This is a genomic window from Nostoc sp. NOS(2021) (genome assembly GCF_017115025.1).
Lineage (GTDB): Bacteria > Cyanobacteriota > Cyanobacteriia > Cyanobacteriales > Nostocaceae > Nostoc.
The window spans coordinates 1-25,825 of sequence record NZ_JABXKM010000019.1; the positions used below are offsets into that span (position 1 = coordinate 1).

General features: G+C 41.2%; 19 protein-coding genes and 1 pseudogene. 13 read left to right on the forward strand and 7 right to left on the reverse strand.

Translation table 11 applies throughout. The annotated features are described in order from the left end of the window. Positions 1-755: pseudogene (locus tag HWQ41_RS00965) on the reverse strand (ATP-dependent DNA helicase); the annotation flags it as partial. A gap of 139 nt (positions 756-894) precedes the next feature. On the opposite strand from HWQ41_RS00965, the gene HWQ41_RS00970 reads away from it, so the two are divergent. Both HWQ41_RS00970 and HWQ41_RS00975 read left to right on the forward strand, forming a co-directional pair. Continuing rightward, a complete protein-coding gene (locus tag HWQ41_RS00970; protein ID WP_292759033.1) occupies positions 895-1,866 on the forward strand; it encodes a M48 family metallopeptidase in 972 nt (323 codons plus the stop codon). 242 nt (positions 1,867-2,108) lie between these two features. Then, positions 2,109-2,534: a hypothetical protein gene (locus HWQ41_RS00975; protein WP_292759036.1), complete on the forward strand. Its 426-nt coding sequence runs from the start codon at positions 2,109-2,111 to the stop codon at positions 2,532-2,534. Between the two features lie 420 nt (positions 2,535-2,954). Here the strand turns inward: HWQ41_RS00975 and HWQ41_RS00980 are convergent, their stop codons facing one another. Next, positions 2,955-3,512: a Uma2 family endonuclease gene (locus tag HWQ41_RS00980; RefSeq protein ID WP_292759039.1), complete on the reverse strand. Its 558-nt coding sequence runs from the start codon at positions 3,510-3,512 to the stop codon at positions 2,955-2,957. Positions 3,513-3,659: 147 nt separating this feature from the next. Between HWQ41_RS00980 and lysS the strand changes: the two genes are divergently transcribed. The 4 genes from lysS (at position 3,660) to HWQ41_RS01000 (ending at position 9,943) form a co-directional block, all read left to right on the forward strand. Next, positions 3,660-5,345, forward strand: coding sequence for a lysine--tRNA ligase (gene lysS / locus HWQ41_RS00985; RefSeq protein ID WP_292759040.1), 1,686 nt, complete (start codon positions 3,660-3,662; stop codon positions 5,343-5,345). A gap of 320 nt (positions 5,346-5,665) precedes the next feature. Further along, complete coding sequence (locus HWQ41_RS00990) at positions 5,666-6,073, forward strand: type II toxin-antitoxin system RelE/ParE family toxin (protein WP_292759043.1); 408 nt, start codon at positions 5,666-5,668, stop codon at positions 6,071-6,073. Next, positions 6,070-6,780: a helix-turn-helix domain-containing protein gene (locus HWQ41_RS00995; protein WP_292759046.1), complete on the forward strand. Its 711-nt coding sequence runs from the start codon at positions 6,070-6,072 to the stop codon at positions 6,778-6,780. The genes HWQ41_RS00990 and HWQ41_RS00995 overlap by 4 nt, the downstream gene beginning before the upstream one ends. A 28-nt stretch (positions 6,781-6,808) precedes the next feature. Then, positions 6,809-9,943 carry a CHAT domain-containing protein gene (locus HWQ41_RS01000; RefSeq protein WP_292759048.1) on the forward strand — a complete coding sequence of 1,045 codons (3,135 nt, stop codon included), beginning with the start codon at positions 6,809-6,811 and terminating at the stop codon, positions 9,941-9,943. Between the two features lie 27 nt (positions 9,944-9,970). On the opposite strand, the gene HWQ41_RS01005 is transcribed toward HWQ41_RS01000, so the two are convergent. Continuing rightward, a complete protein-coding gene (locus HWQ41_RS01005; protein WP_292759110.1) occupies positions 9,971-10,426 on the reverse strand; it encodes a DUF29 domain-containing protein in 456 nt (151 codons plus the stop codon). A 184-nt stretch (positions 10,427-10,610) separates the two neighbouring features. Continuing rightward, positions 10,611-11,207 (reverse strand): glyoxalase-like domain protein, encoded by a 597-nt coding sequence (locus HWQ41_RS01010; RefSeq protein WP_292759050.1) that lies wholly within the window; start codon positions 11,205-11,207, stop codon positions 10,611-10,613. 197 nt (positions 11,208-11,404) lie between these two features. Between HWQ41_RS01010 and HWQ41_RS01015 the strand changes: the two genes are divergently transcribed. Then, positions 11,405-12,034 (forward strand): sigma-70 family RNA polymerase sigma factor, encoded by a 630-nt coding sequence (locus tag HWQ41_RS01015; protein ID WP_292759053.1) that lies wholly within the window; start codon positions 11,405-11,407, stop codon positions 12,032-12,034. A gap of 98 nt (positions 12,035-12,132) precedes the next feature. Then, positions 12,133-13,260 carry a lipopolysaccharide assembly protein LapB gene (locus HWQ41_RS01020; RefSeq protein ID WP_292759056.1) on the forward strand — a complete coding sequence of 376 codons (1,128 nt, stop codon included), beginning with the start codon at positions 12,133-12,135 and terminating at the stop codon, positions 13,258-13,260. A gap of 340 nt (positions 13,261-13,600) precedes the next feature. On the opposite strand, the gene HWQ41_RS01025 is transcribed toward HWQ41_RS01020, so the two are convergent. The 3 genes from HWQ41_RS01025 to HWQ41_RS01035 all read right to left on the reverse strand — a co-directional run bounded on the left by HWQ41_RS01025 (position 13,601) and on the right by HWQ41_RS01035 (position 16,822). Then, entirely contained in the window at positions 13,601-14,305 is a 705-nt protein-coding gene (locus HWQ41_RS01025) for a hypothetical protein (protein ID WP_292759059.1), read from the reverse strand. Between the two features lie 312 nt (positions 14,306-14,617). Beyond that, positions 14,618-15,106 (reverse strand): DUF2267 domain-containing protein, encoded by a 489-nt coding sequence (locus HWQ41_RS01030; protein ID WP_292759062.1) that lies wholly within the window; start codon positions 15,104-15,106, stop codon positions 14,618-14,620. Between the two features lie 210 nt (positions 15,107-15,316). Beyond that, positions 15,317-16,822 (reverse strand): HAMP domain-containing sensor histidine kinase, encoded by a 1,506-nt coding sequence (locus HWQ41_RS01035; protein WP_292759065.1) that lies wholly within the window; start codon positions 16,820-16,822, stop codon positions 15,317-15,319. Positions 16,823-17,311: 489 nt separating this feature from the next. Here HWQ41_RS01035 and HWQ41_RS01040 point away from each other — a divergent pair, with 489 nt between their 5' ends. The 5 genes from HWQ41_RS01040 to HWQ41_RS01060 all read left to right on the forward strand — a co-directional run bounded on the left by HWQ41_RS01040 (position 17,312) and on the right by HWQ41_RS01060 (position 25,823). Continuing rightward, entirely contained in the window at positions 17,312-20,044 is a 2,733-nt protein-coding gene (locus tag HWQ41_RS01040; protein WP_292759068.1) for an ELWxxDGT repeat protein, read from the forward strand. 174 nt (positions 20,045-20,218) lie between these two features. Next, positions 20,219-20,842, forward strand: coding sequence for a hypothetical protein (locus tag HWQ41_RS01045; RefSeq protein WP_292759071.1), 624 nt, complete (start codon positions 20,219-20,221; stop codon positions 20,840-20,842). A 500-nt stretch (positions 20,843-21,342) separates the two neighbouring features. Continuing rightward, positions 21,343-21,897, forward strand: coding sequence for a hypothetical protein (locus HWQ41_RS01050; RefSeq protein WP_292759075.1), 555 nt, complete (start codon positions 21,343-21,345; stop codon positions 21,895-21,897). Between the two features lie 64 nt (positions 21,898-21,961). Beyond that, complete coding sequence (locus tag HWQ41_RS01055; protein ID WP_292759078.1) at positions 21,962-22,876, forward strand: fimbria/pilus periplasmic chaperone; 915 nt, start codon at positions 21,962-21,964, stop codon at positions 22,874-22,876. 106 nt (positions 22,877-22,982) lie between these two features. Further along, positions 22,983-25,823: a carboxypeptidase regulatory-like domain-containing protein gene (locus HWQ41_RS01060; RefSeq protein WP_292759080.1), complete on the forward strand. Its 2,841-nt coding sequence runs from the start codon at positions 22,983-22,985 to the stop codon at positions 25,821-25,823. Positions 25,824-25,825: the final 2 nt, after the last annotated feature.

Consider the following 25,825-nt stretch of genomic DNA (forward strand, 5'->3'; position numbering starts at 1 on the left):
GGGGAGGCAGAGGAGGCTGGGGGAGAAAGATTTTCGTCAAGGGTTTGAAATTGTTGCCAGAATTGTTTCCAAGGTTCTGGCAGTGCTTGTACTGACTCTAAAGCAGAATAGAGATGGCTTAAAATTTCTATTTCTGGCTGGGAAATTAGATAGCACTGATATGGATTGGCCGGATGCTGAAAAAGTTCGTGTGTCAGTTGTATCCGTGCTTCCCGAATTGCCTCAGCTTGGTTTGGGCAAGCCAGCATGAGTTGATCCCAATCATGGGGTTGAATATCTTGGGTAAGTTGATGACGCACCCAATCTTCTAAATCATCGACCCCATCAATAATTGTGGGGATGCCTTGGGGAAAGCGATCGCCACCAGCAAATTGCCCTCTTAACCAAGCTTCTGGGGAGGTCAATAGTAGCCCTTGAAACTCAGCACCAGGCCAAGCGTCACCTGTCCTAATCGATTTATTTGCTGGTAGCCACTGCTGTAGGCGGGGAATTTCTACCCGCAGCAGAAGTTGCTGCACTGCTTCTTGAGCAACAATAATTACAGGGCCATGCCACATCAGGGCTGATGCTATGAAACTAGTACGATACCGCCCTTGATAGCCACAAACCGCCCCTACTTGAATTAGGGCGCTACGTCCCAGGCGCAAGGCGCGTGCTACCAACCGTGCCATCGTCAAATGATGGGGCCAGGAAGGGAACCCCGCCTGCGATCGCAAAAAGTTATGTAGTGACAAATGAACTTCTGCCTCAATCACACGCTTTTAATTCCATACAAAGTGACTTTTACTTCCAATTGCCCCATTTCTATTATGTTGTCCTTTGTTATTTGTCATTTGTCCAAAACTAATGACCAATGACCAATGACCAATGACTAATCACCCAATACCCTGAATTATGCCAACTTACAGAGGAATTTCCAGCGAAGCCTTCAGGCATCCACTAGATCGCCAAGCCGAGCAAGCTTTACGAAATTTACCGGGATTTGATTTAATCGCTCGTAAATTTGTGGAATTTATCTACGAACGCCCTCAATTAGTCTATCTAATGGGAAACACCATCCAAGTCGGGCCGCGTCAATATTCCACTATTTACCAGATGTTTCGGGAATGCGTCCGAGATTTGGACATTTACCCAGAACCTACACTGTTTGTCTCGCAAAATCCCCAAGCAAATAGCTATGCGCTGGGGCAAGAGAATCCTTACATAGTCATAAATACAGGGATACTAGACTTACTAGACGAAGCCGAGATTCGGGCGGTGCTAGCCCATGAACTGGGGCATATTAAATGTGGTCATACTATTTTAATTCAAATGGCGATGTGGGCGATGAGTGCTGCTTCGGCTTTGGGAGAATTGACCTTCGGCATCGGTAATCTTGTAACACAAGGCTTGATTTACGCCTTTTTTGAGTGGCGGCGTAAAGCTGAGTTATCGTCAGATCGCGCCGCACTACTAGTGATGGATGACTTGAATCCTGTGATGTCAACAATGATGAAACTCTCTGGCGGTAGTAACAAATATGCCAATGAATGTAGTTTACAAGAGTTTATCAAGCAGTCAGAAAATTATCAGGCACTGGATGAAGATGGACTGAATCAGATATACAAATTCTTGCTCTACAATGGCGCTCAGGGTATGATGTTGAGCCATCCTTTCCCAGTTGAACGCTTGCATTACTTACGGGCGTGGGCAGTAACCGAAGAATACCAGCAAATTCGCCGAGGAAATTATCAGCGATCGCCCGCTTCCGGATCAGTAAATGTTGCAGCACAATCTTCCGAAAATCAAACAGAAACTTTGCGCCGTCAAATTGAAGAATTACAACGAGAAATCGACAGAATGAGAAGGACTGATACTAATTCGTAATTCGTAATTCGTAATTCGTAATTAAGGAGCAATTACCGTAGGTGGGCACTGCTAGAAGTAACAAAATCGAGGCTTTTAGATCAGTAAGTAGTGCCCACTTTACTTAAGACTAGTGCAAATTGTAATTTATTATACCGCATTAGCGTACTATTGGGAGTGGGAGCAATCCCAGATTCAAAATTAGGACTTGAAAATTGTTTGACTATATCTGAGCATTAAATTAGATGTAGGCATTTATCAATATGGCAATTCACTTGACAAAACGGTTTTTTGTGTTAGTTAATATTCTTTTATTTGTTCTTTTCATGCCGGGAATTGCCTTAGCCGCACCCGTTCAACTCCATACTACTTCTAGCGTCATTTTCGCCCAAACCACCAAAACTGCAAGCTACTCTACCTCGTCGGAGATTAACCTGACTCCCCTACAAAGCCAACAACTCCAGGCTGTGCGTCAGAGAAGAAACAGGGAAATTGAGGCTATCTTAAACACATCGCAACGTGACCAACTGACTCACAATCTCCGGGCTGGTAAGAACATGAATCAAGCTCTAGAAAAACTGAATTTGCAACCAGACCAGCAAGAGTTGGTAAAGGCGATCGTGCAATTTACTAACTTGAAAATGAAAGCTATTTCATCTAGGCATTCGCTAAAAATAGTATATAAATAAAGGTTGTACTTGCTGAGTAAAATATTGAATCTTTGTCAGATAAGATATCAATAATATTTTCTCTGACAGCCTTTTGGATAAAATGCGATCGCTTGATTGCACTTTTTCTTATAGGTATCTCACCTACTATTGCCCAATACGCTTGGGTTAAGACTGAATGGCACTAAGTTAAAATACAGCCCTTGTCCTGACTGGTTCCCAGCCTGGAGGCTGGGAACTCATTCTGGGAGGCTCCGCCTCCATAGCTTGACAAGAGGCAGAACCTCTCGGAATACATTCCCAGCCTGGAGGCTGGGAACGAGGCTACACAAGCTTTTGGGCTTTTATTAGTGCCATTCGGTTAAGACTTGATCCTCTTTAACCCTCCTTAAAAAGGAGGAATTAGAGCAAGCTTGATAAATTAGCTTAGAATAGCCAAACTTATGGAAACAGTTGACTAATCTGGATTTCAATTTCTGGAAAGGCAATCAAGGATAACGTTGCATCCTCCTGCAAAATAAATTCTTCATTGTAGCCTTCCAAATCAGGCTCACGGAAAATATAAACCTGACGCTGATTCACATCCAAAATCCAGTAATCAGCAATTCCTGCCTTAGCATATAAAGGTGCTTTCTGTTTCCGATCCGTGTCTAGCGTTGTATCTGCTACCTCAATCAATAAAAAGATTTCATTGGGTGCAGGATGATGATCAATGTATTTTCGCAAATCGATGCGGACAACGGCAATATCTGGTTCCGGTTCCGAGTATTGGCTTAATTGAATGGGATCTTGTACCCGAACTAAGGCAACTTCTGCTAGCAAACGCTTGAGATAGTCAGATGCACACAGCGTTGTCGCTGCATGGGGGGGATTTTTGGCACTTATGGGGATAACTTGCCCATCAATCAGTTCTACCCGTTCATCCTCTGTAATAATACCCGTTGCAAACATCCGGTGATATTCGTTTACAGTCCACAGGCGGACTCTAGTTTGTGTCATTGTGTATTTCCTTTAGCGATGCCTGCGACGGGCTACGCCTACGCACATCAATTTTAGGCGATATCATCATCTGCAAAACCCAAATATCTCTTACTCTCAACTTTATGCAGCATCTATAATTAATCTTGCCCTATTTAGTTCGTTACCATGTCGGAAGAAGATATCCGAGCCGCTAGGCTGGAGAAAGTAGAACAACTGAAGCAGCTAGGAACTAATCCCTATGCCTATCGTTGGGAATCTACCCATCATGCAGCGCAGTTGCAAGAAAGATTTGCCGATTTATCCAGCGGTGAAGAAGTTGATTTAGAAGTTGCGATCGCTGGACGCATTATGGCGCGTCGCGTTTTCGGGAAATTGGCTTTCTTCACTTTGCAAGATGAAACCGGCACAATTCAGCTTTATCTAGATAAAAATCGCATCCAAGAAGGTATGGCAGATATTGATGCTGATGCCTTCAATCACTTGAAACAACTCACAGATGCAGGCGACATTCTGGGAGCCAAAGGTACTATTAAACGGACTGAAAAGGGCGAGTTATCTGTCTACGTTAAACAATATACTATCCTCACCAAATCGCTGTTGCCCCTACCCGACAAGTGGCATGGATTAACGGATGTTGCCAAGCGCTACCGTCAGCGCTACGTTGATTTGATTGTAAACCCGGAAGTGCGGCAAACTTTCCGCCGTCGCGCTCAAATTACTGCTGGTATTCGTCGCTATTTAGAAGAACGGGATTTTCTGGAAATTGAAACGCCTGTTTTACAAAGTGAAGTTGGGGGTGCAGATGCACGTCCATTTATCACTTACCACAACACTTTAGAAATGGAGTTGTATCTGCGAATTGCCACAGAACTCCATCTCAAGCGGTTGATTGTGGGTGGTTTTGAAAAGGTGTTTGAATTGGGGCGAGTTTTCCGCAATGAGGGAATTTCGACTCGCCATAATCCCGAATTTACGACAATTGAACTTTACCAAGCCTACGCAGACTACAACGATATGATGGCGCTGACAGAAGGGATTATTACCACTGTCGCCCAAGAGGTACTCGGCACATTGCAAATCACCTACCAAGGGGAACCTATAGATTTAACACTACCTTGGCGGCGGGTGACAATGCACGATTTAGTTAAAGAAGTTACTGGCTTGGATTTTAATTCTTTCCAATCTTTGGAAGAAGCAAAAACAGCAAGTAAAAATGCTGAGATTCCTGGTGTAGACGAAGCCAAATCAATTGGTAAGTTACTAAATTTAGCCTTTGAAGAGAAGGTAGAAGCCAATTTAATTCAACCTACCTTTGTAATTGATTACCCTGTAGAAATTTCGCCCCTAGCAAAACCTCACCGTTCTCAACCTGGTTTGGTGGAAAGATTTGAGTTATTTATCGTCGGGCGAGAAACTGGCAACAGTTTCTCAGAACTTACTGATCCCATTGAGCAAAGAGAACGTCTAGAAGCCCAAGCTGAAAGAAAAGCTGCTGGCGACTTAGAAGCCCAAGGTGTAGATGAAGACTTTTTGACAGCCCTTGAATACGGTATGCCGCCTACAGGTGGTTTAGGAATTGGGATCGATCGGTTAGTAATGTTATTAACTGATTGTGCCAGTATTCGGGATGCGATCGCCTTCCCGTTACTCAAGCCTGAAGGCAGCGTTATTAAGCAATTTAGCTATGATCCAAAAACTCAAACACTGACTATTGAATTTGACAGTGGAAGTGTTTACGAGTATTTCAAAGTACCTCCCAGTGTCAAGGAAGACTTAGACAATGCACCGTCTAAAGGTCAATATTTTAACAAGTTTATTAAAGGGAAATTTAAGTTTGAACAGTTGAGTTGAGCTAGTAAGTACCATTCAACAGTAGGGTGCGTTATGGCGCTTCTCGTTTGTATGCAATACATATTGACCTCTCTCCAAACCTCTCTCCTTTTAGGAGAGAGGCTTTGAATCTTACTCCCCTTCCCTTGTAGGGAAGGGGTTGGGGGTTAGGTCTGTATTGGACTCAACCCAGAAGCGCTATATGGCTTTGCCTAACGCACCATTTTTATTACTAAATCTTTTATTACCTAAGTTGCACTCACGTAATCTATATAATATTCCTTGTAAAGAATAAAATGGTTGACATTCCTTATAAGGAATACTATACTGTGAGGTAGGAAGTGACTTGGACTTGGGAACTTTATCTAGATGTCAATGGGGAAATCCCCAAAGATTTGCTTGCTTTTTTCATCAGGATGATTCCGCAAGAGGAGCAACCAGAAAATCCACCAAAACCATTACTGAGTGCTTCCGAAACCAGGCGTTTGCAAGTTAATCTTGGCTACCTGTGCAACAAAGGACTCGCATCACTTACCAGTGGCATCTTTGAGAAACTGGAAGATGATTTGTATGAGTTACGTATGACCAAGAGCGAACATAATCCACGGTTTATCTTAACGGCTGCAACTCCTCAACGGTTTGTGGTGCTGCACGCCTTTATGAAGAAATACGATAACGCTATCAAAGATAGAGACAAAGAGCCTGCAAGAGTGAGATTGCGTGAATTGCAGCAGAGGGAACAATCATGAAAAAGCCTAATTTTCAAGCTTGGTTACAGCAAAAGGTAAGCGATGATTCAGAGGTGATTCTGGCAGGGAAGCTAGAGTATTTGCGTCTCTACCTTACTGATGCCATGCGGGAAATACGTAATAAAGCAGGATTAACTCAGACGCAGCTAGCGGAGAAACTGGGAGTACAACAAGCGGCGGTGTCAAAGTTGGAGTCGGCGTTAAAAGAACATGAGTTGGAATCAGTGTTGCACTATTTACACGCATTGGGTGCAGATTTGCTGGTAGCCGTCAAACAAGGGGATGAATTATATCAAGCCAGCGATAACGAAGGTGTATTGCTGGTAGATGTACCAGATGTAGTTGCACAAAAGGCATTGGCGGCAAACATGAGCGTGCGGGAATATGTGCGTGTTGCGATCGAGAAGTTTTCCAGCCAAAATGATAGGCTGAGAACAGCTTTAGTAAAACTGCTGGAAAGTGACGATCCGGTAGCGCTGAAAGTGAGAGAGCGTTTGGGTGCAAGGACAATCCAAGAAGTTGCTGTAGAGTTGGAAAAATGTTTGAGTCTATCTGAAGAAGATAGGATTTTCGCTGTGAAAAATGTTTTGGCTGCTAATGTTGCGTGTGGAGAAAGTAATCGCGGAAGTAGTGATGAAGTTGATGAAATTGAGTTGTTGGATTTAGCTGAAGAATTGCTAGAGAAGTTGGCAGAAATTTTGAGTTAAGTATGAATTAGGTATTGTTTAAATTAATATGGAGCAAGAATTTAGTAATGAACAGAATGAACATATTATCAAAGCATATTTAAGTATCATTAAAGAAATTTTAAATTGTACAACTGGAGAAGAAGGATATATTTTGATGGCTAATCAGGAATTGATTATTGATGATAAATTCCTAAATGTACTTAACAAATGTGCTGATATTCTTTTAGAAGAAGGAGATAATAAAAAGGCTGCTTATTTATATGACGTAGCTGAAAAAGTATCTATTGATATTTCCAGAAAATTCTTAAATACAGCATTACAAGCAACTTTAAATAGCACTGGCAATCTTAAAGCAATTTATCCCCTTTTAGAAGCAAATTTAGATAAACTGAATAAAAGACTTATTATTTTATTGGAAAATTGGAAAATCTCTATTTTACCTAAATTAACAGTTGATGAAGCAGTAGTAACAGCAGCAGCAATTATTGATTTTAGTAAGCGTATTAAAGAATTTCCATTAGGTAATAAATCTGACAATATAGAAATCGCCATTGTGTGTTGCCAAGTAGGACAAACTGTATTTACTTCAGCTACTTACTCCGAAATATGGGGATTAGCACAAACTATACTGGCATATCTTTACTGGGAACGTATAGAAGAAGATAGAGCGCAAAATCTAGAAACTTCTATTAATTTCTGTCAAGAAACTTTAAAAATTCGTAGTTATGAAACTGAACCACAAAATTGGGCAGAAGTACAAAATATTCTAGGACTTGCCTATCGAGATCGTATACGTGACGATAAAGCTGAGAATCTAGAACTTTCTATTATTAACTTTAAAAACGCTTTACAGGTTTTTAAGATTACAGAAAATCCCGAACAATGGGCTTGGGCACAGCATAACTTAGCAACGGTTTACTCTCAGCGTGTTTATGGTAATCAGGATGAGAATATTCAAGGTTCTATAAGTTGCTCACAAAAAGCCATACAGGTTTTTACTCGTCAGGCTTTTCCTGAATATTGGGCTAGAACTCAGATGAATTTAGGAAATGCTTATCTCAGAAAAGAAGATCCTAATTGTAGCAACACTCAGGAGATTGCTATAAAATGCTATAAAAATGCTTTACGAATTTTAACCCCAGAAAATTATCCTGAATATTGGGCTTTAGTTAATAATAATTTGGGGATAGTCTATGCAGAATATATTGATGGAAATGAGAACAATAATTTTGAAAAAGCTATAATTTGCTACGAAAAAGCTTTACAGGTTTTTACTCGTGAAAGCTTTCCTGAAAAATGGGCAATGACCCAAATTAATTTATGTAACATATACTACAAACAAGGTTTAATACAAGAAGTAATCGAATCCTCGCTTTTAGTGCTGGAAACATATACTCCCACTTCTTTCCCCTTTTATTGTTTAGCTGCGGCGCGACATTTAGGTAATGCTGCTTCTAGTGCTGGACTCTGGCCATTAGCTATGGATGGCTACTGTATAGCAATTGATGCCCTTGAGCAAAAACGTAATTGGGAAAAGTCAGAATTTAACCGCCAAAAGACACTTGAGGATTTTATTGGCATTTACGAAAACATGGTGCAAGCTTGCATCAACGCTGGACAAATAGAAAAAGCTTTTGAATACTCCGAGCGATCGCGTTCCAAACGCCTAGTAGACTTAATGGCAAGCTACAACCTCTCTCAAGGCGAAGAAATCCCCCCAAAAGTTCAAGAATTATTACAGCAGTATGAAGAACTGCAACAACAAATTGACCAGGAACGCCAAAGCCATAAATCTGAAAATAACCGCAGTGATACACGCGCCGCTTGGGAAGCTTATAATGAAGCGATCGCATCTTTAGAAACCCAAAAACAACAAGTTTGGGAAAATCTCAGAGGCGAAGATCGTGTATTAGCTGGAGAAATTCAAGTTAACCCCCTCAGCTTGTCAGAAATTCAAAATCTAATTGACCAACCCAATACAGCTATTCTCAGTTTCTACACTACCAACAGCGACACTCATATTTTTGTCGTGCAGAAAAACCAAATTACTCTCCACACCTGCACAGGACAAGGGTTAGAGACGTTGCAAGGCTGGATTGACCAGAATTGGTTATTGCCTTATATGAATGATCCCAAAAAATGGGAAACTCAAATTAACAGTATTCTCCGCGAATTAGCTGAATGCCTGCAAATACCTGAACTCATATCCCAACATCTTCAAGTAATAGAAGAATTAATTTTAGTCCCTCACTTGTTACTGCATCAAATTCCCTTCGCTGCTTTGCCTACAGGAGAATATCAGGAATATTTAGGAGATAAATTTCTCATTCGTTACACCCCAAGCTGCCAAATTTTAGATTTTTGTCAACAACGCGACACTGTAGGGACATTTAATGAAATATCTCTACAATATGGAACTGTGGAAGATGCCGAAGATAACCTTCCCTGTGCAAGATTTGAAGGTGAAAAACTCGCCAAAATATATAATATTCCACGAAACAACAGATTAATTGGAAGCAATCAAGCCACCTCTAATAACTATCGACAGTTAGCACAACAAGTTCAAGTACTTCATTCCTGCCACCATGCCCAATCTCGCCTCGATAATCCTTTTGAATCACAGTTAAAATTAGCTGATGGTAGTATCACCTTGGGGCAATTGATGACACCAAGTTGGCGTTTGCCTCAACTTTTAGAAGTGTTTCTCTCTTGCTGCGAAACTAATTTAGGTACTCCTTCCCTAACTGATGATATTCTTACTCTCTCCACAGGATTTTTGTGTGCAGGTGCTAGAAGTGTTGTTAGTACTTTGTGGTCAGTTAATGATTTAGCCACAGCATTATTTTCCATTTTTTACTATCAGCAGCGACAAGAAGGTAAAAACCGTCCTGAAGCATTACAGAAAGCCCAAATTGAACTGCGCGAACTTAAAAAAGAGGAATTTTTGAACAGGAAGGATATTAAAAAACTATACAATCACGCAAAAACTGAATTTGAAGAAGCGCAGAATAAAAGATCCCAATACGAGCGAGGTTCAGCAGAGTGGTTAAATTGGACTCGTAAATTTATAAAGTACCAGAAGCTTAAAAATCAGATTGAGGTGCTAGAAAATTCCATAGAGCAATTCCCCTTTTCACATCCTCGCTACTGGGCTGCTTTTATTTGCCACGGTTTACGGTGATAAAACAATATTGGGACAATTACTCGCTTACTCATCAACCTGATTCGGATTTGGTAAAAATTCAGGATTCAGAGTTTCGCCTAAAGTGTAAGGGCATATTTCTGGAAAAACTTGCTCACCTAATTGAGTTTCTCGAATTGCTAAAGCCAAACCTAGTTCATAAACAGTGAAGAAAACTTCATCTAAATAAGGTTTCAAACTAGTGCTATCTTGCAGAAGCAGCTTAATTTGAACACGTTGCTCTCGAATTGTACCCAACCAGCTATTGCTACGTTTTTCAGCTTGAAACTGCCATTTCAGTAAGTGTCCTAGCAATACTCCCAGGCGATTTCTCAATTCTTGCCGTTCTCTTCTGCCCAAAGTTTCAATTTCTTCAATCAGGTTAACCGTATCTAATTGATCCCACTGCTGAGTTTTGAGCAAGCTAACCTGCTGTTGAGTCCAAGTATAGAAATCTGTTTCATACAGATGAGATGTGTACATCTTTTCAACGGTCATAAGCTTTTATTTAGCAAAACTCCATAATGACTTTAAATAATCAATGGTAGTACGATGCCTACGGCGGCAAGCTACGCCTCACCTGCTATATAAAAAAATATTGGGTGGCGCGATGCCTACGACGGCAAGCTACGCACCACCCAACCTAAAATAATCTAAAATCTAACGACTAATTCGCTACTTCAGCCAGTTCAATAACGCGCCCTTCATAGTCCTTAACCAAAAAATTCAGGGGCTTCTGGTTACGAATCTTGAATTTCAAACCGCGCATTTCGACTCGCATTAAAATCATTTCCAGACAGTCATGGTCAAAGCAAACGTGGCGTTGCTGATTTTTGCTACCTAAACTCGCGCCAGTAATGATGTGTAGCTGGGTATTTTTCTTCAATTGATACCACAGCCCATCATTGGCATTATTCAGCATTTTGCTAGACAAGCTCGGCCCAGTAGACATATATAGCGGATCAATACCAGTTGCGCCTATAGTTTGTTCGTAGTTGTAGTAGTAGTGCAATGGCACCTCAGCTGCTGGCAAATCTAGCAGCCCTTCATACAACTGTCGGGCAATCTCCAAATCTGACACCATTACAGTGTGTACTTTTGGGGCACTGGTGAGGAACATCCACATGGCACCAGCGTAAGCTGCTAGCAGCATTACCATAATGCCTTGGGTGGAGAACAGGCTATCTAAGGGCAGGGAAGGCAGAAAGGAGCCTAATGTAAGGGGACTGAGCAGGAACGATATCACACTAACTGCTATAACCATTGAACAAATAAGGATTCTATAAGGGAGCCGATTTTATGATTGTCGATTAAGACTAAAATTAAGTCCTTGTTTCTAGTTTATCAATACTCAACTAGTCTGAGTCTGGGCTACAAACTGGGCAACACCAAGATATTATGCGATTAACTACGGGAGTTCAATTCCCAAAACTATTTTAACAACTATCAACTCAAAGGCTTGTGCAAATTCCTCATTTTCCTGAAGCTAATCACCCCCTGGTGAAGTCGCTGTTTCATCACAGTGACGATGAACTACTAACTCTGTTTCAGCGCTATCCAGATGCAGGGAAGTATTTTACGGTGATTTTTTGCCGCTATAGTCCCATAGTGTATACCTTAATTCGGCATTCGGCGCGATCGCCTGTGCAGGCAGATTATCTGTTTGCCCTCACTTGGCGACATATTTACTACGAACTCGGTGGACTAAATTTAACTAGCCCTGAATCAGGTGAGCAAGCCTTAACTATGCAAAATTGGTTAATTAATATGACAGCTTTCTGTATTAACGAGATTAAACTACCACCCACAGAAGCAATTCATTATTCTCTTCAAGCGACTTCGCCGCCGCTATGGTGCTATGTAGAACAGTCGTTAGACCAACTACCACCTGTTTTGCGATTAATCGTGTTAATGGCTCAAACTTTCCACTGGAGCGAAACTAGAATTGCTGCCTATCTGCAAGCCGAAGGAGAAGCGATCGCACCTAGCGAAGTAGCCAATTTTCTCCAGGAAGGCTATCGTATGCTAGAGGACAAATTGCCCACAGATATCCGCACCATATACTTCGGGGAAGATTTTGCTCAACCATAATTTAAGTATAAACGCGTATATTCCTTGTCTTCAAGTTAAAAACTTAAAACTTCTTCTTAGACCATCTACTTAAACCCGCAGCTTTACGGGTAATTTTTATGAAACAACGGTTTTTATTTCCCAGGCAAAAGGTAGGCTTAATTTGTATAGGTAAGCCAGTGCGTTGCTCTGGTCAAGAGAGTTGTAGCAACTGGCGGGCGATTTATCGTCCCCAGGTACTTTTACAGAGCTTTCTACTGTTTACTTTTTTGCTGAGTCCGATCGCTGCGGGTGCGGTTGATATTACCCAACAACTCCACCGCCCTTTAAATAGTTCGGTTGGGCGACAATCAAGAGATGAAGCAGATAGTTTGCTAGGTATCGGTGAACAACAATACGCTTCAGGATATGCCGATAAAACAATTGCGTCTTGCTTGCGGGCACTAGAACTATATCACTCAATTGGCGACCTGAAAGCACAAGGTCAGACTTACAATTTGCTTGCTAAGGCTTATGTCCAGCTAGGTAGTTTAAAAGAGGTGGAAGATTCTTTACGACGAGGATTAGCGATCGCTCGTGATACTCAAGACTTCCAAGCTCAGATTTTTGTGCTAAATAATATCGGTACATTTCTGCTGCAACAAGGCGAATCGGCTGCTGCTGGTAAAACAGTTGAAGATGCACTCACAATTGCTCACAATGTCAAAAATATTGAAGGTGAAGGGTTGTCTTTGAGTAATTTGGGACTAGTAGCAGCTAGGTTGGGAGATTATAACAGAGCAATTAAATTGGATGAAAATGCTTTAATTTTCCGCCGTCAGACTGGCGATGCCATCGGTGAAGCAAATACGCTGAATAATTTAGGAGATGCTTATTTAGCATCTAGAAATTATCAAGATACCATTGCCACTTATGGGGTAGCAATGCAGACAGCTAAAACTAACCGCGATCGCACTAATGAATTACGGGCAATTGACGGTTTAGTTAAAGCTCACAGTGCTGTAGGACGCTACGAACGGGCTTTTGATTTACTAGAGCAACGTTTAAAACTCGCTGAAGAATTGCAAAATTTGCCAGAAGAATTAAAATCTTTTCAGTCCTATGCTCAATTATACGAGCAGCAAGGTAATTACCTAACTGCCCGCAATTTTTACGAAAGGGCGATTATACTAGCGCGGACATTGGAAGACAGCAAACAAGAAGTGCAATTGCAAGATCAGCTAACTAAAATGCTTCAGCGAAAGTAGGAGTTAGGAGTTAGGAGTTAAGAGTTAGGAGTTAGGAGTTTGGAGTTTGGAGTTTGGAGTTTGGAGTTTGGAGTACCAAGAACGCACTTAGCGTCACGCTCTTTTTCAACATTTTTCGCACCCCCATAACCCAATACAAGTTGAGTTAAGCATTTCTTTCTTCTCTCAGTGTTCTCTGCGCCTCTGTGGTTGGTTAAAAAAATTGACTTTGACAAAGAGTGTTAGCCTTAACACCAAGCGTATTGCCCCATAACCTAAAAATTACTGTGAACAGGAGTAGAGTTAAGACTGAAGAGTTGTTTAACTGTTAACTCCTCACTCCTAACTCCTAAATGTTTAATTAATTCAAGAACACTGAACCGTTTTTTTCAATTCTCATAGCACTTCTACCCTGTGCTGCATCGGTGGCTTCGTTAAATCTAACTTCCAATTTTCCTGGATCTGAAGAGGCTTGTGGAGTCACTAGCAACTGTCCGCCATCATCTCGTTGAAATGTCACCGTTACTGGTGCGTTTAGACTTTGCAATATTACATCTGACTTACCTTGTAGCGATCGCGGTGCCGTATCGCCAATCACTTGGAAAGTTATATTAGCCGCAGTGTCATTCACCAACCTGATATCAACTTTACCATTATTCAGTGCGATCGTCGCGATCGGGGTTTGTGGTGGTTGGTTAGTGGAACCCCCCTCTGGTATCGGCTGTTGACTTTGATCTCCACGGGCTGGACCTGGTGAACTGACACCTGGTTGTGGAACTTCACCGCCGACACCCAATTTTGTTTGGTCTTGTGATCGGGTAGCAGGGACGGGAAGAAGCCCTTGAGCAGCTAATCTTTGTGTTATCGCATTCGGAGGACATCCCGGCGGCACCACAACCTGATTATTATGTGGTTCTTCGTAGAAAATCCTCGGACAAGGGTTAACTTTGGGAATAGATTCTTGTGCTAATGCTTGAGGCATTGCTGGCAGACTAATGATTAATCCCCCACAAATAGCGCCAAATAACTCAGCCGACTTGCGAAATTTTTGAGACTTCATATTCATGATTAACTCCTAAAAAAACTTCAATTTTTCTTTTTTTAAAAATTCAAATTTACAAATCGCAAATTAAATTAGTTTAATCTGTCAGTGTATACATCGGATTTTAGCAAGTAGCTCTATTTTTTGTATCTAACCAGAGACTTGAAAATCATCTAAAATTAGACATAACTCTTTCATTCCCAAGGCTGAAAAAGCTAAATCATTAGTGATAAATCCCAAAATTAACCAAAATTTTTAATGAGTTATGAATTTTTTTAAATTCATAACTCATTACTCCAGAATCTTAGCTACAATAGTTCAAATAGTTCAATAGCTTTAAGCTTCTTCCCAAAGCTGGCGAACTTGATCAGGTAGCCAGCTAGCAATTTCCTGAATTCGTTCTGGCGATAATTCGTCTTTAGTAGCAGAAAACACGGCTTTAACCACCTGTTCGCGTTCTACATTTGGTGGCATTCCACCTTCATTTGCCACCCGAAATAAAAAGCGATCGCTATTAATCTTAAAGATGCCAGGGCCTTGCCAAGGTGGACGCACGCGACTTAAAAATCCCACAATTGGATTTGTATCGTGCCACAGGTCTGCAATATCCATTTGCAGCGATTTATCATCGGTTATTTCGGCTGGTTTTTGCAGTTCTTCCTCAACTCGGTCAGCAGCTTCTGTAGTCATCAGATCGCGCATCACCCGGAATACTACTTCGGTGATGTCCCTGGCATCGTAAATATCTGGCAAACCACTTTGAGCCTTGACTTTTTCCAAAAATGGTATATCTTTTTCCTTGATCTCGCGGGAAGAAGTTGGCATTTAACCCTCCAAAATATTATTCTTCATAGATGCATATTTGCCAAAATAAAGTAGCAGTATGTTATAACTACTCCAGCAAAGAAGGAAAAGTAGAAATATCAAACTGTAGCCATTTAATAAATGACTAAATATTGCAACTGTTGTTATATAAAGTAGTAAATTTATTTACTTTTCTACATCTATCACAGGAAACAAATATTTATTGCTGAATTAAGACTCAAGAGTTATTGGTAAAGTCACAGTAAACGTGGTGCCAATGCCTTGGGTACTTTCAACTTGAATATGACCCTGATGATGTTCGACAATAGCTTGAGCGATCGCTAATCCCAATCCTGAACCAGTAGCGCTGGCTGTCGCTGTATTCCCAGTTGTATGAGTACGTGCCGGATCTACCCGATAAAAGCGGTCAAACAAGCGTGGTAGTGCTGACGCTGGAATTCCAACTCCGGTATCACTCACTTTAACTTGCAACTGGGCACTGGTGTAACGTAGTCCAGAAACGCGATTTATTCCCTCTATCCGTGCTAATTCCACTTTCACCCGTCCACCTGCTGGACTGTAATGCAAGGCATTAGCAATTAAATTTGTGAACAGCCGCAGCAGTTGATCCCAATTGCCCACAAGGGTAAACCAATTTTCCAGTAATTCGGGGCTAGTTTCCGAGGCAGGAGGGTCAACTAAGTCTAAAGAAAGGGCGATTTCTTTTTCAGGGACTAACAATTGTTGTTCTTCAACCACCTCCATCAGCAAAGCGTCCATCGGACAAGGTGAAAAAGTATCTTTGCTAATACCACTATCCTGCCGTGCTAGGAACAGTAAGTCATTGACTAACTTACCCAAACGTTGCGTTAACCGTTCCACCACCTTTAACTGTTGCCGATACTGCAAAGAATTAGTCGCTTCTGCCTCTGCTAAATCCAAGTCAGCAAGGGCAACTTGTACATTTGTTTGAATCAAAGTAATGGGACTTCTAAGTTCGTGGGAAGCATCAGCAGTAAATTGTTTGAGGCGTTGATAAGACTCACCTACAGGTTCCATCGCTTTACCCGAAAGAAACCAGCCACTTGCGCCTACGGAAAGCACCATTAACCCAATACCTAGCGCCAAATCAAAAATTAACTGGCGACTGGGTTTAGTTACTTCAAACCAGGGATGACTAACACGCAGATATCCTAATACTTGCCGTCTCACCTCCACTCGTTGTGTGACTTGTCGCAATAACAGTGGGGAAGGTGGGGCCCCCTCTGCGGATAAGGGGTAATGGGGAGTTAGGAATTTTGAATTTTGAATTTTGAATTTTGAATTTTCACTCTCTCCCTTGACTACGCGCACAGTTTCACCAGTGCGGTTGGCATGAATAGGAATATTTAGGGGTTCGGATAGCGTTGACCAAAGTAATTTGCCAGTCGGACTAAACCATTCTAGGTCGATGTGGTCATCTTCTACGGTGTCGGTATTGTCACGAAAACTGGCTTCTACATTAATGCGAAATTTATCTGCATCAGCATTAATTGGCTCAAATATCAGCGTAGATGCACAGCGGCTGGTCGTGAGACAACGCTCCACTATTTCCACTACATGGTTAAGGGTATCATCAATCCGCTCAATCAGCGTACTGCGGACGTATAAATAAACGCCACTAGCAAACAGTAGTAGTAATACAGCAGTGACGGCAGTGTACCAAATTGCCAGACGGCGACGAGTAGCTTGAAACATATTGCAATGCCGTGAAAAATGCTTTGGGTAAAAATACTCTTGATCTGGATATAACTATAAAAATTTTTATCCTAAAATTCTCCAGACAAATAATTTGATTTTTTAACTATTAACATCAAACAATTAAGTATTTTTATGTAGATTCTACGTATACATAAACTTAAAAAAGTTAAATGTTTTTACGCAAGCATCATATTGAACCTAAGAGTTAAATTCTACTTGCAAGCTAAGTTTGAAGGAGAAATGCCAAATAACATTAAAAATTTCATAGAAACAGCTGATACATAACTCTTTTGTGAATGAATCTATAAAATTGTAACAAAATTGCTCAGTTGTTATAAAAAAAATGAGCAACAGAGTACGGCATCACCCGAAGGTTTTGGTGCGTTAGGCTACGCGATAACACACCCTACCATATACTAAGATTTTTTCAAAAATCAAATCGGATTGCTATATGTGCTTGAGCTTTATAAAAAATAATAAATAACTATGCCAACTTATTCAGGATTCTCTGATCCAGGAAATACAACAGCCACAGCTTTAAATACTGCATCTTCATCTTATATTGGTGGCTCTCTTACAAGTACATCTAATATATTTCAAAACTCTATTGGCGGTTCTGACTTAATCGATACTTACAAATTTACTGTTAGCAGTTCCAGCATCGTTAACTTAAACTTAGATGGCTTAAGTAGCAATGCAGATTTATATCTGCTAAACAGTACTGGCGGGACTATTACTAAATCTGCTCAGTCAGGTAATACATCAGAATCAATTAGTACCTCGCTAGCTATTGGCACATACTACGCTCAGGTTTACGATACAGCAAGCAACACGAATTATAACCTCAGCTTTTCAGCAAATCCTATCCTAGACAGTGGACGACTAGCTACTGACAATACAATTGCCAACGCATACACTATTCCTACACCACTAAGTGGCAGCAACCCCAACTACAGTACAACTGATTTTGTGGGAGACCAAAGTGGGATCACAGATAGTAGTGTAATTCAAGACGCTAAAGACTTTTACAAAGTTGACTTAGCAAGCAACGGTACACTCAATATTACACTCAATGGTCTAACAGCCGATGCCAATCTCGTCTTGCTTCGGTCTGGCCCATCAATCATCCAATCATCTAATCAAACCGGCACTACATCAGAATCTATTGTCACTAGCAGTCTTGCCCAAGGTTCGTATTACATTCAAGTGTATGCAAATACAAAAAATGTTACCAACTATGGTTTGCAAGTTGCATTTACCCCAGACCAAGTAGACAATGCTGGCAATACACTAGCAGCAGCGCGAAATATTACCACTCTCCCTTCAAGTTTCTCAGACTTTGTAAATTCCTCTGACAATCTAGATTACTACCGCCTAGATTTAACAACTTTGACAAATTCTGATGCATTAGTTGACATATCCTTAAAACCAACAAGTGCAAATGCAGATTTACAACTGCTAGATAGTTCCGGTTCTGGAGTTCAATCTTCGCAGCAGTCAGGAATTGCTACAGATGCAATCAGGCGTAGCTTAAAAGCGGGTGTATATTACATTTTGGTGACTCCTGGTACAGGTGCTGCAACTAACTACGATCTCAGCGTATCTACCACACCAATAGCAGCAGACCAAGCTCCTAACACTCAGAATACAGCCAAGAATATAGGTGTTTTAACAGCTTCTCAAAGCTTGAACGAGTTTGTCGGCAATATTGATACTGATGATTACTACACTTTCAGTCTCAATAGCAATAGTCTCTTCAGTCTCAACCTCAGTAATTTGTCTGATAACGCAGATGTGCAACTGATTGACAGTACTCGAGTTGTTATTCAATCATCTGCCAATACAGGAACAGCAAATGAAACTATTAACACCAGCCTGAGCGCAGGTACTTATCTTGTTCGGGTCTACACATCTGGTTTAGCCAACACCTTCTATAACTTAAACTTGTCTACTACTGCACAAGCTCATATAATTGACCTGAATCCAGGCTCTAACAGTTCCAGCCCTGATAATTTAACAGCCTGGAATAACACTTTGTACTTTACTGCCAATGATGGCAGCGTCGGCTCTCAGCTATGGAAAAGTGGCGGCACTGTAGCCAACACTACCCGCATCACTAATATTAATCCTGGCAGTTTTAACCCAGCTAATCTAACTGTCTTTAATAACAAACTGTATTTTACCGCCAATGATGGCACGAAAGGTACGGAACTTTGGGTATACGATGGCACTCAATCTCAAGTATTTAGTGACATTAATCCTAATTCTGCCAGCTCTAACCCAAGTAATCTGACTGTTGTTGGTAGCAGCCTGTTCTTTACTGCTGACAATGGCACAAACGGTAGAGAAGTTTGGGTATATGACGGCACACAACTTCACCTAGTGAAAGACATTTACTCTGGTGTCCAAAGTTCTAGCCCAACCAATCTCACCGCTGTTAACGGCAAGCTTTACTTTGCAGCTAATAACCCCAGTAATGGCACTGAGCTTTGGGTAAGCGATGGCACTGTTAACGGAACGCAAGTTATTGACATCAAACCGGGAACACTTGGCTCATCTCCTGCTAACCTCACTGCTGTTGGCAGTACGCTGTACTTCACTGCCAACAATGGTACTAGTGGATATGAAGTATGGAAGTACCAAACTGGAGTAGCTAGTTTGGTTAAAGATGTTACGCCTGGTAATAATGCAGTTGCACCGAGCTATCTGACAGCCGTGGGCAATGGCCTGTACTTTGTGAAATATAGCGATGACTTTAAGCCAGAACTATGGAAGACTGACGGTACTTCTGGCGGCACAGTCAGGGTTAAGAATGACACTACTCAAGCACCAAATATCGGTTTTGGTGCGTCCAATCTGACTGCTGTTGGCAATACTCTTTACTTCATCGCTCCTGATAATGCAACTGGTCTAGAACTATGGAAAACTGACGGTACTGATGCCAACACAGGACTAGTTAAAGATATTTGGGTCGGTCCCGACTCCAACAACAGTATTCCCCAAAGTCTCATCAATTTTAATGGCTCCCTGTATTTTGCCGCTTCTGATGGTAGCAGCAGGGAAGTATGGAGCAGCGACGGCACAGCTTTAAATACGCGCAAGGTTAGCAATATTTATGCCAATGGCAATGCTGACCCTGCCAAGCTGACTGCCGTTGGTACAAGGCTGTTCTTTACCGCCACGAATGGGACTAACGGAACAGAGTTATGGGTGATTTAAACAGGAGGTGATTGTCAAAAAATAAACCAGATTTAATCGGTTACTAGCTCATTGAAGTCTGAACAACTTCTACACAAACCCCAGAGGCATTGGTTTGCTTAATAGAGACTACTAATTCTAATAACAGTCAAAACAAATTGACACAAATAAGGAAATGAGGAGTAATTTTCAACTATGAAGAACAAATTTTTAGCGATCGCTGCTAGTATAGCTGCTTTGGGTACTGCTATTGTTTCTGCACCAGCACAAGCTCAAATTGTGGGTACACCAACACCTGTAAATCTTAGCGTCCAAGTACCTGAAGTACTCTACTTGAGGACTGTTAGTGACATTTTTGTGGGTCTGACAGCAGCTGATCTCGCGTCTGGCTTGAACCCAAGTGGAACTGGTTATTATGGCAGCGATAACACCAGTGGTACAGTAGGTACTAATCCTCTTGGTGGCCCAGCTGGCACGGGTGTGAATACTGGATCACCATTTGCAGTAACAGGTCCTGGATCATTCAACCAGTCGTTACCTAATGTCTATGCAGTATGGTCTAACAGCCCGCGTCCAGGGGGAGTTAACATCACTTACAATAAGGGCGGAAGCTTATCTGGAACACTTAATGCTGTATCTCCGGCAACTGGGAGTGTAGCATATACTATTGCTTCAACATCTAACCAAACTGGAAAAGTTCCCCAAGGCTTAGTCAATCCTACTTACGTTGGTGCACTTGATTTGACTCTAGACTTAACTGGCGCTACCACCGCAGGTTCATATACTGGCGTAATTACCGTGACAGCGGATGCTCCTTAATTAAGGTTAAGGCTATTTAGGTTTTGGCAGGAAGCTGTCATACCAATTTGGGATTTGGGATTTGGGATTAAAAGCACTGTAAGGCTATTCTAGGAATCTCAAACAATACTACTTATCTACTATTGGGTGTCAAAAGTTTTGCCAATTCAGCTTTAAATAGCCCTTAACTCTCACTTCTCTGACATTCGGAGAAGATATCTGTCATGGACATCGGACACACAGACCAGATTCTTCTCCTTCCGCTTCTCATAGGATGTTTTAAAAGTATTTGGCGAATGGAATTCGCTACTACACAAGCAAAGTCCACCTCCGTGGACTAATGCAAAATCAAGGTTTTTTTAACCTGCGTAGGCGGGTTTTGCCTGTGTAGCCGCGATTTCTAATCGCCAGGATAGATAAAAATAAACTTTTAAAACATCCTCTTAGACTTCTTTGCACTTGCCAAACTTCTAAGTTGAAGACGCTAAATACAGGCAAGTGTGATATCAACAATCAGCAATATGTCACAAAATAAAATCATTAGCTGCCTAAGTACTAGTATAGCGATTCTATCCTTATCACAGCCCTGTACACTCGCACAAACATTATTTGTAGAAACCTTTGCACCTACACAGATTAATCAGTTATCAATTCCCCAAAAACTGATTATCCCTCCGATAGCGCAAACAGAAATTTCAGCTGCTGGCTCTGCGATTAGTGATTCGGTCAAAAATCAGCAAGATTTACTGACTCCTCCCAGCTTTCATGCTGTGATTACTCGTGAATTACCAAAACTCTGGCAGATGCGAGTGCCTATAGAACAAGTGGGTTTTCTCTATGCCACCTATGAACTTAGGGCTGAGAATGGACGCAACAATGCGGTGAGCAATGAGAATGCTTCTAGCTCAACAGTTCAAGTTGTAATCGAACCATTGCCTATTATCGAGATTTCCCGCGATCGCAATACTAATACAGCTTTAGTGCAGGGGGGAATGCGATTGAGAATGGATCTCTCGACTGCACAGTTAGCGGGTGGATATTCTGGCGAGATGACTGTCACAGTTAATCGTCGTTAGTTTTCAGTTTTTGCAGTTAGAAATCGTTTGTTTGTAACATGTACAGGGAAAAATTTTCAATCAGATGTTGTCAAAATCTAGAAATATAGCTTTAGGTTTAATGGGGGTATTGGCATTAGGAATGCCTCCGGCTACAGCACTAAATATTGGTGTCACACCTTCTAGGATTGAAGTAGAAATTAATAGCAGCAAAATGCGTACTCAATCTATTCGCGTTTTGAATGCTTCATCTGAGCCAATCGAAGTTAAAGCTGTTGTGCGATCGTGGGTAATGAGTGAAGATAATAAACTGCAAGAAGTTGCTCCCACCGAGCAATCTTTAGAGCAGTGGATTGTTTTTACCCCCTCTAGGTTTACAATTCCAGCGCATGGCGCTCAAACTCTCCGCTTTGCTATCCGTCCCAAAGTTCAACCTAAACCAGGTGAACATCGAACTGTAATTTATTTTGAAGAAATTCCTTCTAATTCTTCACAATCGAAAGGTGTAAGAATTATTGGACGGTTAGGAGTTGTAATCTATGGTTATGTAGGAAAAATTCAAAGAATTGGTGTAATTAATTCTGTAACTGTAGAGACAAAACCCAAGGCGATAAATGCAGTTTTTGATATTTCTAATCAAGGCAATGGATATATAAGGTTAAATGGTCAATATGCCATCTGGCCTGTTGCTAAATACCCAGGAGCAGAGGCGACAAAACCCGTGGCTAATTTTGGTAAGCCAGAAGCCAAAATTCCAGAGTTTGTATTAGATTCAGGCTCATTACCCTCATCACCAGTATTACCTGATAATCGTCGTCAACTCCGGCTCCCAATCACCAAAAATCTTCCTCCTGGTAACTACGTATTAGATATCAATGGAGATTTAAGTGGTGTGCCGATTGATAAAGGTATACCCTTTACAGTGCCAGCAGTTAATAATAACCTGCGTCAAAGTAAGCCCACTTCTCAAAAATTGACAAATTATCTTCGTAACAGATAGCTTCTGTTAGTTCCAAACCCAAAACTTTCAACTAAGTTGATTTTCCGTTTTTCTACGCAGCTAAGAATTGTCTTAAGTTGCCGATGAAAATTTTTGTAGTTAAGCTATGATCTACCAAACTCCAACACCTTCCCCAACAGCTACGATTGCACATTTAGAGGATATCTCTTGCCAGAAGCCAGTAGATGCTTCTATTAGCAAAGAAAAGAGAATAATTGTAGGAGCGATCGCAACTCCTACCCCACCAGAAACCTTACCTGCTGAATTTTCTCCAACTAGCTCACAGGAACTCTGTGCTAATAAACAACTTGCTAAAGAAGTACTTACCCAAACTGTAAAACCTCAATTACTCGCCAAACCATCTGCTACCAGCGATAATGATAAAGCTTCAGAAACCTCAATAGACAAAAACAATGCTTTGCCGAATACTGCTACTGAAAATACGATAGCAGAAGCAAAAAATTTATTACTCGCGGTAATTATCAACAACCAAGAAGTTGGTAGCCTAGATGTTGTGCGAGATGGAAATACTCTATTAATCCCATTATTAGATTTTGCACAAATTGCTGGGTTTACTGTTGAACCAACTAGCGAAGGACTCAAGCTAAAAACGCCATCAGGGGTAGTTATACTCGCCGAAAATGAGTTACAGCAAATTAAAGGTATCTCTTATATTAGCGATACTTTATTGAAAGAGAAATTAGCTACATATATTAAGTTAAATTCTTCAGATTTAGCTTTAATTGTTGATTTACCCTGGCGCAGAAATAGCGGTGATTTAAGCACTAAAGCCGCTGATCTGCTACCGGAAGTTGTACCTCCCAGCAGTGGATTATCAACTTTCAGAGAAGAGTTAAACTTTTACAGCAATTCTGGAAATAACAGTTTGAGTAGTTCTACTCTTATAGGAGGACGTTTAGCAGGTGGTTCATGGCGTGTGCGTCTAGATAATAATTTCGTCAATCAGCCAGATGTGACTGAATATTATTTCTTTAAACGCACAGGACAATTTCTCTATCAAATAGGTCGGCAACAAATTGGGCTGCATAACCTACTAACGAATATAAATCTCACAGGATTGCAAGTTGGTTATACTAACCTGCCCATTAATAGATTTAATAATAGTTATGGCGCAAATGAGCTTTTGCCCAGACGTTCCCAAGCCACACAAACATTTCGGGGGATAGTTCCTCCCACAAGTTTTGTTCAGTTAAGAGTTAGTGGCATTGTTGTTGCTCAACAGCAGGTAGGATTTAGTGGAAAATATGAATTTATAGATGTAAATTTACCTGGTAGTCAATCTAATGAAATTGAACTTTATATTTATGACCGGAATAATCCGAATGTACCAAAAGAAATTCGTTCTTTAAGACTTAATGTTTCTGATTTATTGCTGCCATCTGGTGGAAATGTTCAATTAGCAGGTGTTGGATTCAGTGGTAACACTATCCAGAATACTTTATTTGAAGATTACAGTTCATCTGACTCAGGCAAGCTTGTAGGATTCTATCAGGTGCGTCAAGGTATTTCCAATGATTTAACGTTGGAAGGAGCAGTGCAAATACTCCCTGACACAACGCAAGCGCAAGCAGGGTTTGCTTGGCGCTTGGCAAATCCAGTGATTCTAGCTGCTAGTGTTGGCACTTCTCATGGTCAACTCGGCTATACAGCGGATTTGGATATTGAGTTAAATCGGTTACAAATTATCGGTAATTCGGAATTATATCCATCTGGCTATTGGTATAGCAGTCAATCACGGGATTATATTCAACATAGTTTGGAAGCTAACTATAGGTTTAGCAATAATTTTACTTTGGGGTTGATTGGGCGTAGTTTTCAAGACCAGAGTAATTCAGCTAATTACATTTTGCCGACTTTTTCGTTACATCCTTTTCCCCAGTTATCTTTAAGCGGTAGACCGGATGTTTTAGGACGCTATTTATTTAACGCTTTCTATCAAGCAACACCAAATAGCAGGCTGTCTTTTACCTCGTCTGGTGATATATACTCAACAGATTTTAGCCAGAATCTGAGCCGAGAATATTTAGTATCTTTCGGAACTGAATCTGGCGGTGATTTGCCTACTCGTTACACTTTGACACTCAATCGTAACGCGCCCAGTTTTTCAGGTTTGAGCTGGCGGTTAGGAGTAGGATATAGAGATGGAGAAGTCGGGCCAGTTGTGGGCGGTAGTATGCGGCTAATTCCGGGTTTATTTGCGAGAGTTGACTATGAGGGCATTCCTTCTAGATATCAGAGTATTTATGGGGGTATTGGCGAGAATCGCTTAACAATATCATTAGTATCAGATTTATCTTTTGCAGGTGGGAGAATAACGCCATCAGAATATACATCTCTGGGCAAAGATCGGGGTGGAATTGCTGGGCGGGTGATCGTTGAAGGCGGTAGAAAAGGCTTTGACCTGAGTGGATCTAATATCCAGGTGTTCAATAACCGCAATCAAAGTTTTGGCGGATCTGCGATCGACGCTCAAGGGAATTTCTTTGTCGGTAATTTGCCCGAAGGTGTTTATATAGTTCAATTCGACCCAGACCAGCTACCTGTAGAACTTTCCATCAAGAAAACTAGCGTAGTGGCTGAGGTAGCAAACTCTGCTGTGACTAAGTTAGATTTCCCTGTCAAAGTAGAATATGGTTTAGCAGGACGAATTACAGATGCCGCAGGTAAGCCAATACCAGAAATAGAGGTAGAACTCATCAATGCTGAGGGTAAAAGAATTTCTACATCTGCAAGTGACGAATTTGGTCTTTATCGTCTAGATGCAGTTCCAGTTGGTAAGTACATTTTGCGAATTCCGCCTCAAGATGGGATCACAAATAACAGTAACTTACCTACACGCGAGATCACCATTGACAAAGATTTCCTCTATGACCAAAATCTGCAATTGCCGTTTGCCAGAACAACGAAGGAAACTAAGGACAAATGAAG

What these genes read in the sequence shown, in the direction of transcription:
- HWQ41_RS00970 (WP_292759033.1), top strand. Translation starts at nt 895, where the DNA reads ATGCCAACTTACAGAGGAATTTCCAGCGAAGCCTTCAGGCATCCACTA.
- HWQ41_RS00975 (WP_292759036.1), top strand. Translation starts at nt 2,109, where the DNA reads ATGGCAATTCACTTGACAAAACGGTTTTTTGTGTTAGTTAATATTCTT.
- HWQ41_RS00980 (WP_292759039.1), bottom strand. Translation starts at nt 3,512, where the DNA reads ATGACACAAACTAGAGTCCGCCTGTGGACTGTAAACGAATATCACCGG.
- lysS (WP_292759040.1), top strand. Translation starts at nt 3,660, where the DNA reads ATGTCGGAAGAAGATATCCGAGCCGCTAGGCTGGAGAAAGTAGAACAA.
- HWQ41_RS00995 (WP_292759046.1), top strand. Translation starts at nt 6,070, where the DNA reads ATGAAAAAGCCTAATTTTCAAGCTTGGTTACAGCAAAAGGTAAGCGAT.
- HWQ41_RS01000 (WP_292759048.1), top strand. Translation starts at nt 6,809, where the DNA reads ATGGAGCAAGAATTTAGTAATGAACAGAATGAACATATTATCAAAGCA.
- HWQ41_RS01005 (WP_292759110.1), bottom strand. Translation starts at nt 10,426, where the DNA reads ATGTACACATCTCATCTGTATGAAACAGATTTCTATACTTGGACTCAA.
- HWQ41_RS01010 (WP_292759050.1), bottom strand. Translation starts at nt 11,207, where the DNA reads ATGGTTATAGCAGTTAGTGTGATATCGTTCCTGCTCAGTCCCCTTACA.
- HWQ41_RS01020 (WP_292759056.1), top strand. Translation starts at nt 12,133, where the DNA reads ATGAAACAACGGTTTTTATTTCCCAGGCAAAAGGTAGGCTTAATTTGT.
- HWQ41_RS01025 (WP_292759059.1), bottom strand. Translation starts at nt 14,305, where the DNA reads ATGAATATGAAGTCTCAAAAATTTCGCAAGTCGGCTGAGTTATTTGGC.
- HWQ41_RS01030 (WP_292759062.1), bottom strand. Translation starts at nt 15,106, where the DNA reads ATGCCAACTTCTTCCCGCGAGATCAAGGAAAAAGATATACCATTTTTG.
- HWQ41_RS01035 (WP_292759065.1), bottom strand. Translation starts at nt 16,822, where the DNA reads ATGTTTCAAGCTACTCGTCGCCGTCTGGCAATTTGGTACACTGCCGTC.
- HWQ41_RS01040 (WP_292759068.1), top strand. Translation starts at nt 17,312, where the DNA reads ATGCCAACTTATTCAGGATTCTCTGATCCAGGAAATACAACAGCCACA.
- HWQ41_RS01045 (WP_292759071.1), top strand. Translation starts at nt 20,219, where the DNA reads ATGAAGAACAAATTTTTAGCGATCGCTGCTAGTATAGCTGCTTTGGGT.
- HWQ41_RS01050 (WP_292759075.1), top strand. Translation starts at nt 21,343, where the DNA reads ATGTCACAAAATAAAATCATTAGCTGCCTAAGTACTAGTATAGCGATT.
- HWQ41_RS01055 (WP_292759078.1), top strand. Translation starts at nt 21,962, where the DNA reads ATGTTGTCAAAATCTAGAAATATAGCTTTAGGTTTAATGGGGGTATTG.
- HWQ41_RS01060 (WP_292759080.1), top strand. Translation starts at nt 22,983, where the DNA reads ATGATCTACCAAACTCCAACACCTTCCCCAACAGCTACGATTGCACAT.